This window comes from Gemmatimonadota bacterium, assembly GCA_016209965.1.
Lineage (GTDB): Bacteria > Gemmatimonadota > Gemmatimonadetes > Longimicrobiales > RSA9 > JACQVE01.
This window is the reverse complement of record JACQVE010000055.1, coordinates 1-13468: the sequence shown is the minus strand read 5'-3', so window position 1 is coordinate 13468 and position 13468 is coordinate 1. Positions and strand designations below refer to the sequence as shown.

Genomic DNA, 13468 nt, shown 5'->3' with positions numbered 1-13468 from the left:
GTACGGCTCCCTCAATTCTGCTGCGCAGGCGGCCGGAACCGGTCCGCAACCTGGCGCAGCAGTCGCTCGATCGGGTCGCCCCGGTTCGGGAACAGGTACCGGTCCGCGATGCGGTTGAGCGAGATCCGCAGGTCCTGGAAACTCTCTGCGCAGCGCTTGTAAACCCGGTCCAAGCCGAAGCTTCCGGCATGCGTGCAATCCGCCGCCAGACGGAAGCCGGTGGCGCCGAGCTCTTCATAATACTCGAGGCCGGGCGCGCCTCTGCGCTGCACCCGCGCCGTAATGGCGTCGGGGAAGAGACCGCTGAGCCAGAGGGCAAAGTTGCCCAGATGCGCATGCAGCAAGAACGCGCGCCGGCCGCGTGCCGATTCGATCGCTTCCACAATTTCCACCAGGTAGTGGAAGCTTTCGTGATCGGCCTCCTCGATTCTGTGGGCGCGGCCGCGCTCGCCGAAGTTGAGCAGCAGAGCGGCGAGGTAGTCGGCCAGTGAACGATCACCCATGCCGCCTTCGAGGAGCGCGTGGCGCACCAGCATGTAAAAGACGAGCGGCGCAGACGAGACGCTCACGCCGGCCGCCGCCATGAGCGCGTTGTACGAGCGCGGATCGTCCAGCAGGGCGTCGAAGCCTTCCTCGCGCAGGCGCTCCTCTTCGCGCTCCCACACCTTCTCGTCTCCGCGGGCGAGCAGGTCGAGTACGAATTGAGCTTCCGCACGGCCGAACGACTCGCGCACGTTCGGCAGGATCATGGCTTGCCTCCCTGGGCCTGCAGCGCAATGGCCCGACGCAGGGCCCGTCTTGCTCGGGGGACCCTCCTGCGTCTACCTTGCGACGGAGAGCTTGCCTGCCTCCGATCGCCTGGTATGCATCCGGTATGCCTGCGGCGAGCGGGCACACGCGCCGGCGGAGCGGGTGGCGTCCAGGAGCGCACGGTGGATGGAGCTGCGCCGCAGGAGCGTTGTCGAGCTGAGAAAAAGCATGCCCGGTTGGGACTACGACGTGGCCGACCTGTGTCGGGTCGGCGCTCTCGTTCGCGCGGGCGCGCGGAAAAGAGCCGGTTGGTAGTGCCGCGTTGTGCAAGGTAAACACGGCGGCGCGGACATGTCAAGGGAACGCAGCCGCGGAGCGCCGTCCATGCTGCCCCGCCGGAGCCTCGAGCGCCGCCTGTTCGGCTGGCTGTTCCTGCTCGCCCTCGTGCCGGCATTGGGCGTACTCGGCCTGGCTACCTGGTCCTGGACCCGCTCCCTGGAATGGGTGGGCACGCTCGGTCCCTGGGGGTACGTGGCGGAGACCGGCCGAGCGGTATTCCAGGCTGCGGATTCCATCCGGCCGGATCCGGAGCTGGCCACAGCGCTGGCGCGCCACCGGGAAGAGCTTTCCTCCTCACTGCTGCTTGCCCGGCGCTGGTCCTTTCTGGGTCAGCGTCTGACCGCCATCCTGCCGCTGCTGGCGGTGGGGCTCGCCGTGGTGCTCGCGCTGGCTGCCCTGGCGGTCAGCCGACGGCTTGCCCAGGAGCTGGCTCAGCCGATCGCCGAACTGGTCGATTGGGCGGAGCGGCTGTCCCGAGAGGAAGCGCTGCCGGCGGCAGGGCCGCACGAGCGCCGCGAGGTGCGGGAAGTACGCGTGCTGCGCGAGGCATTGCGCCGGACTGCGGCGGAGCTGGCAGCGGCACGGCGCCGCGCCCTCGAGGCGGAGCGCCTGCGCGTCTGGGGCGAAATGGCAAGGCGCGTGGCCCACGAGATGAAGAACCCGCTCACGCCCTTGCATCTGGCCGCGCACCGGCTGAGCCGCGCGGCTCCGGCTGTGGCCGAGCTACGCGAGCCGATCACGGTCATCCAGGAAGAGAGCGCGCGGCTCGAGGAGCTGGCACGCGAGTTCGCCGAGCTGGGCCGGCCGCCGGCCGGTCCGCGCAGCGCCGTGGACCTGAAGGAGCTGCTCGGTTCACTGCTGGCCAGCGATGTGCCGCCCGGCGTCGCAGCGGCGCTCCACTCGCCGCCCGAGCTGCCGCTCGTCGAGGGCCATTACGAGGCGCTCGTACGGACGATGCGCAACCTGCTGCGCAATGCCGTGGAAGCGGTAGCCGGCAGGGAGCGCCGGGAAATCGAGGTTCGTGTCTCCGTGCTGCCGCCTGGAGGGCAGGGTCAGGAGGAGGTGTGGATCGAGATCGTGATCGGCGACACGGGTCCCGGACTGCCGGATGGGGCAGGGGAGCGCATCTTCGAGCCCGACTTCACCACCAAGTCGCGCGGGACCGGGCTCGGTCTCGCGCTGGTACGCAAGACTGTGGCCGCGCACGGCGGCGGGATCGAGGCGCGCAACCGTACGGGCGGGGGCGCCGAATTCGTGCTCCGGCTGCCGGCGGCAGCGGGGCTGACGCCGGCGGGCGTATGAGCCCCTGGCCCTCAGCGCCCTCCCCGCGCACTGTCGCTTCTGGCTGCATGGCGCGTGATGGAAGCGGACGCTTCGCCCTGGGCTTCGCTGCGCTTGCGCTGGCGTGCTCGGGCGCGCTGGGTCCGGCGGGCACGGGATCAGGATCGGTAACGGGATCAAGAGCGCTCGACCATGCCATCCCCATCCGCGTCGTCACGTACAACATTCACGCGGGGAAAGACGCCGGCGGTGCGCCGAACCTGGAACGCGTGGCCGCGGTGCTGGATTCCGTGGCGGCGGACATCGTGTTGCTGCAGGAGGTCGACCGGCGGACGGCACGCTCCCAGGACGTGGACCAACTGGCGGAACTTGAGCGGCTTACGGGGCTGCACGGGGTCTTCGGCCGTACCCTCGACTATCAGGGCGGCGAGTACGGGATCGCGTTGCTCTCGCGTTGGCCCGTCGCTTGGGACAGCGTTGTGCCGCTGGCCGTCGAGCCGCCGCAGCCCCGGGCGGGTGGAGCCGTCGAGCCCAGGGCGGCGCTCCACGTCCGTATCGCAACGCCGGGCGGCTTGCTGGACGTGATCAACACGCACCTGGATCCGCTGCAGGCGGGCACCTACCGGCGGCAGGAGCTGGTGGGATTGCTTGCGCACGTCCGGCGGGGCGTAGCCGGGGCAGCCCCCGTGGTGGTCGGCGGCGACCTGAACACGCATCCTGGCACGGACGAAGTGGCCGCACTGGAGCTGGCGCTGGTGGACGGCTGGGTCGAGTGCGGGCGCGGCGGTGGGGGCGGGGGGGCCACCTATCCGGCGAGCGTGCCGGAGCGCAGGATCGATTACCTGTTCTACCGCGGCGCCGGCTGCCGCGAGGCCAGCGTAGTGGCCAGTGCGGCTTCGGACCACCGGCCGCTCCTGCTACTTCTCCACATTCCGCGCGAGGATCGATGAACGTTCGCCATCTCTCCCGGTTCCTGCCGGCGCTCCTGCTGCTGGGCTGTGCCGTGCGGCTGGGCGGCCCGGGCCCCGTCGAGTACGCGACACTGGCGCTGGACGCGGGGAAGGGTGCACCAGCCAGCGCTGTGGCCGGGCAGATCCGGGCCGCGGAGGCGCGGCTCGTGCTGCTCGCGGCCACGGCAGACAGCACCTGGTTCGCGCAGGTCGCGGATCAGGTGGGACTCGAGCTGAGTGGGCCGGGTGCCGCGGGGTCCGTCTCCCTGGCCTTCCTGGCGGGGACGCCGGTGGGCGATACTACCATATGGCTCACGGTTGCGCCCGAGCGGCGGCTGGCGGTGCACGACGCCCTCTACCGCGTGGACAAGAGCCGTTTCCTGGACCTGCTCGCGGTGCGCGTGGATTCGGCCGCGGACGTGCGGGCGGCTATGCGGGCTCTGCTTTCCTACGTGGCGACGGACGTCATGAACGAGGCGGCCGTGGTGCTGGCCGTGCAGCTAGCCGACCCCGCTGCCGGCGACAGCGTAGCCGCGCTGCTGCGGCCGCCCTTCGAGGATGTAGCGGCCTGCGCGGGGGAACAGGAGCGGGCGGCGGCGAGCCGAGCGGGCATGCGCCTCTTCTACGGCCCGCAGTTGCGCGTGCGTTGCCAGACCGCCCGGCTGCTCTCCGGCGAACGCGGCTCCGTTCTGGCCCGACTGATCGTCCAGCGCTGAGGGCTGGCCCATGCCCGCCGTCCTGGTCGTGGATGACGAGCCGAACATCCGGCGCATGCTGCTCAGGCTTCTCGAGTCCGAGGGGTACCGCGCGGAGCAGGCGGGGGACGGCGCGGCGGCGCTCGCGGCCGTGGCGGCGCAGGAACCGGACGTCGTACTGCTCGACCTGGCCATGCCCGACCCGGACGGGATGCGCGTGCTGCGGCAGCTGCGGCAGGAGTGCCCCGAGCTGCCCGTGATCATGATGAGCGGGCGAGCCACCCTCGGCGATGCCGTGCAGGCGACCAAGCTGGGCGCGTTCCATTTCCTCGAGAAGCCGCTGACCCCCGAAGCCGTGCTGCTCACGGTTAGGAGCGCGCTCGAGCTGCGCCGCGCCCGGGATCTCAGCCGAACCCTGGCCGCAGACCTGGGCGCAGGCGGCGAGCTGGTCGGCTCGAGCCCGGCCATGCGCCGCACCCGGGAGCTGATCGCGCAGGTCGCGCCGACGGATGCGCGGGTGCTGCTGACGGGCGAGAGCGGGACGGGGAAGGAGCTGGCGGCCGCAGCCGTGCACGCCCTCTCGCGCCGTGCCGCCGGGCCGTTCGTGCGCGTGAACAGCGCGGCCGTACCCCACGAACTGGTCGAGTCGGAGATGTTCGGCCACGAGCGCGGCGCCTTCACCGGTGCAACCGAACGCCGCCGCGGCCGCTTCGAGATCGCGGACAGCGGCACGCTCTTCCTGGACGAGATCGCCGACCTCGGACGCGAGGCGCAAGCCAAGCTGCTGCGCGTCGTCGAGCTGGGGACGATCGAGCGGGTGGGCGGCAGCGAGGCGATCCCGGTGGACGTGCGGGTGATTGCCGCGACCAATCGCGAGCTCAAGGCCGAAATGGAGGCCGGCCGCTTCCGCGAGGACCTCTTCTACCGGCTGCACGTCTTCCCCATAGCGCTGCCTCCGCTGCGCGAGCACCTCGAGGACCTTGCAGAGCTGGTCGCGCATTTCCGCCAGCGACTGCAACTGCGGCACGGGCTCACGCTGCCAACGCTCGAAGAGGGCGCGCTGCAGCAGCTCCGGGCCTACCACTGGCCGGGAAATGTCCGGGAGCTCGCCAACCTCTGCGAGCGGCTTGCCATCCTGTTCCCGGCGGGCAGGGTCGGCGCCGAGGCGATGGCGGCCGCCTTGCCAGGCGCGGCCACGGCCGGCGCCAGCAGCAGCCGGGGCGATGCCGTGCCCGCCGGCGATGGCGCCCAGCCACTGCACTCGCGGCTGGACGCCTTCGAGCGGCAGCTCATCCTCGAGGCCATGGACGCGGCCGGCGGCCGCGTGGCCGAGGCGGCCCGCCGGCTGAAGACGGACCGGCCCAACCTGTACCGCCGCATGAAGCGGCTAGGGATCACACCATGACCAGGTCACTACTCTCCCACCGCCCGCCGGGTCGAACACTCCGGCTGGCGGCCGCGGCCCTGATGGGCGCGGCCCTGCCGGCGGCCGCGCAGGAGAAGGCGGCCGCTGAGCCGGAACTCTCGGCCGAGATCGCCTTCGAGATCGTCGAGTTCTACAACCGCCCGGCCACCATCCGGCTGGCGGGCGCCTCCCGGCTGGCGCCGGGCAGCGAGGTGTTGGGCGACGTTGCCGTGTTGGGCGGGCCGTTCGTGTTGGGCGGTCGAGTGCGGGGCCGCGTGGTAGTCATCAATGGCAACGTGCAGCTCGAATCCGGCGCCGAAATCACGGGCGACCTGCTGGTAGTGGGCGGCGGTGCCAGGGGCCTGGAGAACGCGGCCGTCGGCGGCACGGTCTCCATTTTCGGCGAGCCGCTCCGCTTCCGGCTGCAGGACGGCAGCATCGTCGCCCAGGACCCGCGGCCGGGTGAGCCCGGGATCTCCGCGGGCCGCGACTTCACGTTCGGCCGCACGGATTTCACTGTGATCGCTCGCCGCGGCTACAACCGCGTCGAGGGTTTGCCGGTGACCTTCGGTCCCCGCCTCACGCTGGGCGGCTCGAATCCGACGCGGCTCGAGGCGCTGCTCATCTACCGCACGGTGGCCGGGCTGCGGCTGGACTCGGACGAGCTCGGCTATACCCTGCGCGGCGAGCAGTTCCTGGGCGGCCGCCGCGCCGCGCGGCTGGGGCTGATCCTGCATTCGGAGACCCTGCCCATCGAAGATTGGGGATTGAGCGACCGGGAGAACTCGCTGGCCACCTTCCTGCTGCACCGCGACTACCGCGACCATTACCAGCGCGTCGGCTGGAGCGCCTACCTGCGGCTCGCCCCGCGCGGCCGCTCCTACGACGCCTCGCTGGAATACGCCGAGGAGCGTCACGAGATGCTGGCGGCCCGCGGGCCCTGGGCGCTGGTGGACAATGACGAGGAGTGGCGGCCGCAGCCGGCAGTGGCGGAGGGGCGGCTGCGCAGCTTGGCTGCACGGCTGGCGTACGACACGCGGAACCAGGGGGCGGACCCATCCGCGGGGTGGTACGTGCGCGCCAGGCTGGAGCGCGGCTTGGGCGGCTCACTCCGGCAAGAACTAGGGCCGGACCCGGCCACGGGGGAGCCGATCTTCGAGGACCGGCCGGCGAACGACCATTTTCTGGACGGGCTGCTCGACCTGCGGCGCTATGCGCGCATGGGGCCGCGCTCGAAGCTGGGAGTGCGAGCGCTGCTGGCCGGCTCGCTGGACGGCAAAGCGCTGCCGCCGCAACGGCAGCACGCGCTGGGCGGAGAAGGCTCGCTGCCTGCCTATGCGCTCCTCTCCTTCGATTGCGGCGCGCGCCGCCGTTCGGCCAGTGCCGGCGATGAGGAATTCTACCCCTTCTACGGCTGCGACCGCCTGGCGCTGGTGCAGCTCGAGTACCAGGCGACGCTGCCCATGCCCCGCAGGCTAGGCCCGCTGCGCCTGGGCCACGAGCTGGACCTGGGCGACACCTTCGGCTGGGTGCTCTTCTTTGATGCGGGGCGTGCCTGGACGGAACCGGAGGCGCGTAGTGGACGGGGTGCCGGGCCGAGCGACTTCGCCGCCGATGCGGGGCTCGGGTTGCGGCTGGGGCGGCTGGGGTTCTACTGGGCGATCCCCCTTGCCGGCAGCGGCCAGGGGCTGAACTTCTTCGTCCGACTCGGTCCGCGGTTCTGAACGTGCCGGGTAGTCTGCTGCTCGCCTTCGCACTGGCCGGTGCCGATGGCGCTGCCACGACGCCGGCATTCCTACCGCCGCTGCAGGCGCCCGCGCTGGAAGTGGTGAGCGATCCGGGCGCAGGGCATCGCGCGGTGCTGCGCGTGGGCCGCGCCGTGCTCGAGGACCGCGATCTGGCGCAGGCCGTGACCTCCGGTTTGCCGCTCCGGCTGCGCTTCCGGGTCGAGCTGTGGCGGGACGGCTTCTTCGATCAGCTCGCGGGCACCGAGAGCTGGACGGCAATCGTGCTCTACGAGCCGCTGGACGGCCGGTTCATGGTGAGGACCCGGGCCAGCCCCTCGGCCAGCTACTACTTCTCCAGCTACGACGACGCCCGCTCCACGCTGGAGGCGCCGCAGCCGCTTGACCTGCGGCCGTCGCGCTCCGGCCGGCATTACTATACCGCCAGCCTCGAGGTCGAGACGCTGTCCCTCTCGGATCTCGAGGAACTGCAGCACTGGCTGAAGGGCGAGCTGCGTCCGGCCGTGCGCGGCGAGCGGTCCGTGCCGGGCGCCGTGAGTCAGGGGCTGAAGCGCGTGCTGATCCGCGTGCTGGGGCTGCCCGCGCGGCGCTACGAGGCGAGGAGCGAATGGTTTGCGGTGGGGTAAGCGAGCGCATGACGGAAACGTTCCGCTTCTCGCCGCGGCCGAACCGCGCTCACCAGGTGCACTGGCAGAACTGGGGCCGGGCCGCCCTCGAAGAGGCGGCGCAGCAGGACAAGCCGGTGCTGCTGAATCTGAGCGCCGTGTGGTGCCGCGCCTGCCAGCTCATGGACGAGACGACCTATTCGGATGCCGCCATCATCCGCCTCCTGAATGAGCAGTTCCTGGCGCTGCGCGTGGACGCGGACCGCTATCCGCACGTCCGGGACCGCTACAGCGCCGGTGGCTGGCCGACGAACGCGTTCCTGACGCCGACCGGCGAGGTGTTGTGGGCGGGGAACTATGTGGCGCCGGAGGCGTTCCGCTCGGTAGCCGAGGGGGTGCTGGCGGCCTGGCGCGGGCAGCGCGACGAGCTGCAGCTCGAGATCGAGCGGCGGCGCAAGGCGCTGGCGGCGGCACGCTCGCGGCGGCCGGCGGTGGGCCTGGTGCGCCGCGAGGCGGCTGACGACGTGCTGACTGCGGCCCTGGACGCCTTCGACGCGCGCCATGGCGGGTTCGGCACGGAGCCGAAATTTCCGCAGCCGCACACCATCGAGCTGCTGCTCGTCCGGGGCATACGTGCGGGCAACCAGGAGTGGATCGAGGTTGCCAGCCGCACCCTCGATGGCATGATCGCCGGCCAACTGTGGGACCATGCAGCGGGTGGGTTCTTCCGCTATGCGCTGGCAGCGGACTGGGGCGAACCGCGCTTCGAGAAGTTGCTGGATGTCAATGCAGGGATGCTGCGGGCCTATTCACTGGGCGCGCAGTTGCTTCGGCGCAGCGACTGGGCCGGCGTCGCGGAGCGCACCGGGGAATGGGTCGAGCGTACGCTGGGCCAGCCGCACGGGCTTTGGGGTGGCAGCCAGGCGGCGGACGAGGAGTATTTTCGCCTGTCGGCCGGGGAGCGCGCCGGGCGGCCTGCGCCTTACGTGGATCCCAGCACGTACACGAATTGGGCTGCGCACTGGATCGGCGCTCTGGCCGATGCGGGCGCGCGCCTGGGTCGTGAGGCGTGGATCGAGCGCGCCGCTTCCGCACTCGAGGTCTTGCTGGCGCGCATGGCTGCGCCGGGCGACCTGCTCCACCACTTCCAGGAGCCGGGCAGCCCGCCGGCCATGCCCGGGCTGCTCGTGGACCTGGTCGAGGCGGCCCGCGCCTGTATGCAGGTGGCGCAGGCGGCCGGCGACCGCCGGTTCATCGACCAGGCGCGCCGCCTTGCCGGCGGCATGGCAGCAGCCCTCTGGGCCGATGAGGGCGGGTTCCTCGACCACACGCGCAGCAGCGATGATGTGGGCGCGCTCCGCTACCGGGACTGTCCCTTCGACGTGAACGCCACCGCTGCCCGCATGCTGATCCATCTGGCGCTCGCCACGGGCGAGCGCAGCTATCGGGGCATGGCCGAGAGAGTGCTCGCTCCCCTCTCGCCGGTCGCCGGTCGGTACGGCGTGGCGGGCGCCAGCTTCGCGCTGGCCGTCGAGGAGTTCTTCGACCCGGCTGGGGCACTGGCGGGACGCTGAGGGGGACGTTCCCATCCGCCGGCGCGGGAGCGATGGCCGAGCCGCAAGTCAGGGTGCTGCGCGACGAGCTGCTGCGCCGCTTCCAGCGCGGTGTCGACCAGCCTTTCGCTGATGCTGCGTTTGACGATCTCGCCCGCCGCGTTTTCGAGCTCCAGTTCTGCACGAACGCGCCCTATGCGGCCTACTGCCGGCGCCGTGGCCGGACTCCCGAAAACGTGGGGCACTGGAGTGAGATTCCTGCTGTGCCCAGCGCGGCCTTCAAGGAGGTCGAGCTGGTCAGTGGCCGCGCCGATGCCGCCCAAGCCGTGTTTCGCACCAGTGGGACGACGCGGGGCCCGGAACGGCGCGGACGTCACTTCATTCCGGATCTTTCCGTGTACCACGGCGCCCTGCTGGCCGGCTTCGAGGCGTACGTGTTGCCAGACGGCGCCGAGCTCGTGTTCCTCTCGCTCGTCCCACCACCCGTCGAGCTGCCGGATTCTTCGCTGTCCCACATGGTGCAGGTCGTGATCGAGCGGTTCGGCGCGATGGGGAGCGGGTACTTCGCGGCGGCGGCGTCCGGGATACAGCATGATGTGCTAGATGCGGCGTTGCGCGGGGCCGAGCAAGAGGGCCGGCCGGTGTGCCTGGTGGGAACGGTGCTGGCCTTCGCCCATTGGGCCGATGCGCTGCGCGAGCGCGGGCAGCACTACCGTCTGCCGCCGGGCTCGCGGCTCATGGACACCGGCGGCTTCAAAGGTCAGGCGCGGCAAGTGGCCCCGGCGGAGATGCTCTCGCTGTACGCCTCGCTGCTGGGGCTCGCCCCCGAGGACTGCGTGAACGAGTACGGCATGACCGAGATGTGCTCGCAGTTCTATGACACTGTGCTGCGGGCTCGAGTGCAGGGTCGCGCCGTGCGGGACCGGCGCAAGGTGCCGCCGCCGTGGGTGCGCACCTGCGTGGTCGATCCCGAAACACTCGGGCCGCTTCCCGCCGGCCGCGCCGGATTGCTCCGCCACTTCGACCTGGCCAATTTCGGCTCGGTTCTGGCCATCCAGACCGAAGACGTGGGCGTCGAGCGGGAAGACGGCTTCCTGTTGCTCGGCCGCGCCCTGGGCGCTCCGCCCCGCGGCTGCTCGATGGCCATGGACCTGCTGCTCGGCGCGCTGCGCGGAGAGGGGCCATGACGCCCATCGACGCGTTTCACCTGCCGGGCCTGAAGAGCGCCGACATCCCCGGCTGGCAGATTCTCGAGTTCGGCGGTGTGCCCCTACGCACGCCGGTACTGGATGCGTCTGCCATGGCGCGGCTGATCGAGAAGCTGCGACGCGCCCGCGCCCGCTTCCTGGCCGAGCTGCCGGTGGCCGAGATAGTGCGCGCCGTGGATGCGGCTGCAGCACTGCTCTCCCGTCCAGGCGATCCACGGCGCGCGCTCGCCGAGCAGGCGATGCCCGCCGTCACGGGCTACTCCCCTGCCATGCTTCGGCTGGTGCTGGATCGCGCGCTCGAGGATTGGCGCGCGCCAGCGCTCGAGGCTCTGCTCCGCAACGAGCTGGGCGACGCCGCCCTGCTCGACGGCTTCCGGCCCCGCCCGCACGGGCGCGGCGCCGCCCGCGCGCTCGGTCCCGAGCTGGCATTCCATATCTTCGCCGGGAACGTGCCCGGCGTGGCCGTAACCGCGCTGATCCGCTGCCTGCTGGTCAAAGCCGCCATCCTGGGCAAGACGGCTTCAGGTGAGCCGCTGCTCCCCGTCCTGTTCGCCCGCGCGCTCGAGGATGTGGCGCCCCGCCTCGCCCAATGCCTCGCCGTCACCTACTGGCCCGGCGGCGCCGCGGAGGGCGAGGCGGAAGCGTTGCGAGCGGCGGACACGGTCATTGTCTACGGCGCTGCGGATGCCGTGGCAGCCGTGCGCCGGCAGATCGCGCCGCCCACCAGCCTGGTGATCCACGGGCCGCGCTTCTCCTTCGGGGTCGTGGGACGCACTGCACTCGCGGAGCCGGCGCTCGGCCGGGTCGCCGCGCAAGCGGCGGCCGCGGTAGCCGCGTTCGACCAGCAGGGGTGTGTCTCGCCCCACCTGCTGTATGTCGAGCAGGGCGGCCAGCATTCGCCCGAGCAGTTCGCCGCCCGCCTGGCCCTCGAGCTGGGCACGCTCGAGCGCGAGCTGCCACGCGGGCGGCTGAGCGCGGCCGAGGCCGCGCAGATCCACGAGATCCGCGCGACCGCCGAGTTCCGCGCCCTGGCCGGCCAGGACATCAGAATCGAGGCCAGCCCCGGGACCGAATATACGGTGCTGTACGAGGCCGACCCGAATTTCGCGCCCTCCTGCCTGAATCGCCTGGTGCGCGTCAAGCCCGTGGCCGCAGCGGAAGAAGTCGTGCCCCTGGTGCGGCCCTATGCCGCATTCCTGCAAACGGTCGGCGTTGCGGGACTGGAGCCGCAGCAGCGGCAAGCGCTGGCCGAGCAGCTCGGCCGCCTGGGCGCTTCCCGGGTCACGGGCCTCGCGCAGATGCCATGGCCGCCGCCGGAGTGGCACCACGACGGGCACGAGCCGCTGCGCGAGCTCGTCCGCTGGATCGATCTCGAGGGGGATGAAGGGGAGACAGGTTGGTGATCGAACTCCGCCGCTGGGGGCAGCACCCCGGACCGTTTAGCTAAGCTAGCTACTCCGATTCCTCCGGCGGCGGCGCCGCGCGCCACATCACCATCTGCCGGGTGCGCGTCGGGCTCTCCTCGACCCGAACGGTCAGCATGTCCCCCTCCTGGATCCCCAGGTCGTCCCGGATCTCCTGGGGGATGGTGATCCGCCCGCCGACACCGACGGTAACATCTCCGTAATACAATGTTCGGAACATTGCCATGGCGCCCCCCGGGATGGGTCGTACAGCGAGGGATGCACCGCAAGTAGCGGAACCTGCTTCATTTTATTGCGGTTACGCGTAAGCTGCAAGCCGACGCGGCGCGTCAGGCGGGCGCGGAACCGAGGAACGCTGCTTCCACCATGGCTGTTCCCCGTACCCGTACCCGTACCCGTACCCGTGCCCGCTCCCCCTCCCGCTCGCAATTCTCGTGTGACGAGCCGCCGAGATAGAGCTCGGCGAACGGGAGTGGGAGCGGGAGCGGGTACGTGGTTCTGTCCTCGCGACCGAGCGAGCTGCGGGGCACACCAGTAACGTTTCGTTCCGGAAACCAGTGATCCATCCGGAACATCCGGGGTAAGAGGAGGCCGGTACAGGCCGGCGGCGCGCGGTTCCGGCGGCCGGCCAGCGCACGAATCGCAAGTCAGGAGAGCGGGTTTCGAGAGTTATCCACAATCCGAGCAGCGCGCGAGGTACGGTGTTTGCACCACACACCGCGCCGATCCGGTCGGCGTCCTCTAGACTGCCGTAGGGCACCATCGAGGGGGACACGAACATGGAACAGCGGCTGAAGTTCGCCTGGACGATCATCCGGTTGGCGGTCGGTCCGACGATGCGGCAGCGTTGGCTTCCTTACCTGCTCGGATTGCTGCTGTTGATGGTGGCGGCGTTCGTGGCGACACTCTCGTCGGGCACGGCCGCAGCCGTTCCCGCCGACGGCGTGGCCGAGCTGTCGGGCTCGAAGCTGACGGAGCTCGTACAGCGAGCGCAGCGGGCAGACCGCCTCTGGGCGGAGGTCGAAGAGTACCACAAGCTGACGATCGCGCCGATCGAGCGCGTTCTGCTCCAGTACCGGCAGGACCCGATGCTGGCCCGCCGCATCGCCGTGGCCCTGGCACGGGAAGCCAATCGTCTGGATCTCGAGCCGCGCCTGCTGCTGGCCGTGCTGCTCGTCGAGAACCCCATGCTGGACCCGCAGGCGCGCAGCCCGGTTGGCGCCCGGGGTCTCATGCAGGTCATGCCGCAGCACCGGGGGAAATGGCCGCCTTGCCCGAGCAGTCTCGATGAGGTGGAACCCAACATCTGCCACGGCGCGAGCATCTTTGCCAACTACTTCCGGGCCGAGGGCCAGGACGTGGAGCGGGCGCTGCTTCGCTACAACGGGTGCGTCCGGGGCACCAACACTCCAGAGTGCCACACTTACCCGGATCACGTCTACGCCCGCGCCGGCCGTGCCAGCATCCTCGCCTGGCTGCGGCCGCAGGCCACCCTCGGCGCGGCGCCCTAGCC

Annotated in this window: 12 protein-coding genes; 10 read left to right on the top strand and 2 right to left on the bottom strand. The window is 70.9% G+C overall.

What is annotated here, in order from left to right:
- Nucleotides 1–11 precede the first annotated feature (11 nt).
- On the bottom strand, nt 12–749 hold the full coding sequence (locus HY703_02610; GenBank protein ID MBI4544069.1) for a hypothetical protein: 738 nt from the start codon (nt 747–749) through the stop codon (nt 12–14).
- Between the two features lie 385 nt (nt 750–1134).
- Between HY703_02610 and HY703_02605 the strand changes: the two genes are divergently transcribed.
- Genes HY703_02605 through HY703_02565 form a run of 9 tightly spaced genes read left to right on the top strand, consistent with a single transcriptional unit; the run spans nt 1135 to nt 11934 of the window.
- On the top strand, nt 1135–2391 hold the full coding sequence (locus tag HY703_02605; GenBank protein ID MBI4544068.1) for a hypothetical protein: 1257 nt from the start codon (nt 1135–1137) through the stop codon (nt 2389–2391).
- 47 nt (nt 2392–2438) lie between these two features.
- On the top strand, nt 2439–3320 hold the full coding sequence (locus HY703_02600) for an endonuclease/exonuclease/phosphatase family protein (GenBank protein ID MBI4544067.1): 882 nt from the start codon (nt 2439–2441) through the stop codon (nt 3318–3320).
- On the top strand, nt 3317–4036 hold the full coding sequence (locus HY703_02595) for a hypothetical protein (GenBank protein ID MBI4544066.1): 720 nt from the start codon (nt 3317–3319) through the stop codon (nt 4034–4036). The genes HY703_02600 and HY703_02595 overlap by 4 nt, the downstream gene beginning before the upstream one ends.
- A gap of 10 nt (nt 4037–4046) precedes the next feature.
- Nucleotides 4047–5420 carry a sigma-54-dependent Fis family transcriptional regulator gene (locus tag HY703_02590; protein MBI4544065.1) on the top strand — a complete coding sequence of 458 codons (1374 nt, stop codon included), beginning with the start codon at nt 4047–4049 and terminating at the stop codon, nt 5418–5420.
- Nucleotides 5417–7144 carry a BamA/TamA family outer membrane protein gene (locus HY703_02585; GenBank protein ID MBI4544064.1) on the top strand — a complete coding sequence of 576 codons (1728 nt, stop codon included), beginning with the start codon at nt 5417–5419 and terminating at the stop codon, nt 7142–7144. Before HY703_02590 ends, HY703_02585 begins: the two co-directional genes overlap by 4 nt.
- Nucleotides 7145–7146: 2 nt before the next feature.
- The gene (locus HY703_02580; protein MBI4544063.1) at nt 7147–7791 is read left to right on the top strand and encodes a DUF4390 domain-containing protein; all 645 of its coding nucleotides are present in this window, start codon (nt 7147–7149) and stop codon (nt 7789–7791) included.
- An 8-nt stretch (nt 7792–7799) separates the two neighbouring features.
- Nucleotides 7800–9344, top strand: a complete 1545-nt coding sequence (locus HY703_02575) for a thioredoxin domain-containing protein (GenBank protein ID MBI4544062.1) — start codon at nt 7800–7802, stop codon at nt 9342–9344.
- A 32-nt stretch (nt 9345–9376) separates the two neighbouring features.
- Entirely contained in the window at nt 9377–10510 is a 1134-nt protein-coding gene (locus HY703_02570) for a long-chain fatty acid--CoA ligase (protein MBI4544061.1), read from the top strand.
- Nucleotides 10507–11934 (top strand): acyl-CoA reductase, encoded by a 1428-nt coding sequence (locus tag HY703_02565; protein MBI4544060.1) that lies wholly within the window; start codon nt 10507–10509, stop codon nt 11932–11934. Before HY703_02570 ends, HY703_02565 begins: the two co-directional genes overlap by 4 nt.
- A 49-nt stretch (nt 11935–11983) precedes the next feature.
- Here HY703_02565 and HY703_02560 read toward each other — a convergent pair whose 3' ends face one another.
- A complete protein-coding gene (locus HY703_02560) occupies nt 11984–12175 on the bottom strand; it encodes an AbrB/MazE/SpoVT family DNA-binding domain-containing protein (protein MBI4544059.1) in 192 nt (63 codons plus the stop codon).
- A gap of 559 nt (nt 12176–12734) precedes the next feature.
- On the opposite strand from HY703_02560, the gene HY703_02555 reads away from it, so the two are divergent.
- Nucleotides 12735–13466 carry a transglycosylase SLT domain-containing protein gene (locus HY703_02555; protein ID MBI4544058.1) on the top strand — a complete coding sequence of 244 codons (732 nt, stop codon included), beginning with the start codon at nt 12735–12737 and terminating at the stop codon, nt 13464–13466.
- Nucleotides 13467–13468 lie beyond the last annotated feature (2 nt).

Bases quoted from the DNA above. Each gene is read 5' to 3' on its own strand.
- HY703_02585 (MBI4544064.1), top strand. From the start codon at position 5,417: ATGACCAGGTCACTACTCTCCCACCGCCCGCCGGGTCGAACACTCCGG.
- HY703_02565 (MBI4544060.1), top strand. From the start codon at position 10,507: ATGACGCCCATCGACGCGTTTCACCTGCCGGGCCTGAAGAGCGCCGAC.
- HY703_02575 (MBI4544062.1), top strand. From the start codon at position 7,800: ATGACGGAAACGTTCCGCTTCTCGCCGCGGCCGAACCGCGCTCACCAG.
- HY703_02600 (MBI4544067.1), top strand. From the start codon at position 2,439: ATGGCGCGTGATGGAAGCGGACGCTTCGCCCTGGGCTTCGCTGCGCTT.
- HY703_02555 (MBI4544058.1), top strand. From the start codon at position 12,735: ATGGAACAGCGGCTGAAGTTCGCCTGGACGATCATCCGGTTGGCGGTC.
- HY703_02605 (MBI4544068.1), top strand. From the start codon at position 1,135: ATGCTGCCCCGCCGGAGCCTCGAGCGCCGCCTGTTCGGCTGGCTGTTC.
- HY703_02595 (MBI4544066.1), top strand. From the start codon at position 3,317: ATGAACGTTCGCCATCTCTCCCGGTTCCTGCCGGCGCTCCTGCTGCTG.
- HY703_02610 (MBI4544069.1), bottom strand. From the start codon at position 749: ATGATCCTGCCGAACGTGCGCGAGTCGTTCGGCCGTGCGGAAGCTCAA.
- HY703_02560 (MBI4544059.1), bottom strand. From the start codon at position 12,175: ATGTTCCGAACATTGTATTACGGAGATGTTACCGTCGGTGTCGGCGGG.
- HY703_02570 (MBI4544061.1), top strand. From the start codon at position 9,377: ATGGCCGAGCCGCAAGTCAGGGTGCTGCGCGACGAGCTGCTGCGCCGC.
- HY703_02590 (MBI4544065.1), top strand. From the start codon at position 4,047: ATGCCCGCCGTCCTGGTCGTGGATGACGAGCCGAACATCCGGCGCATG.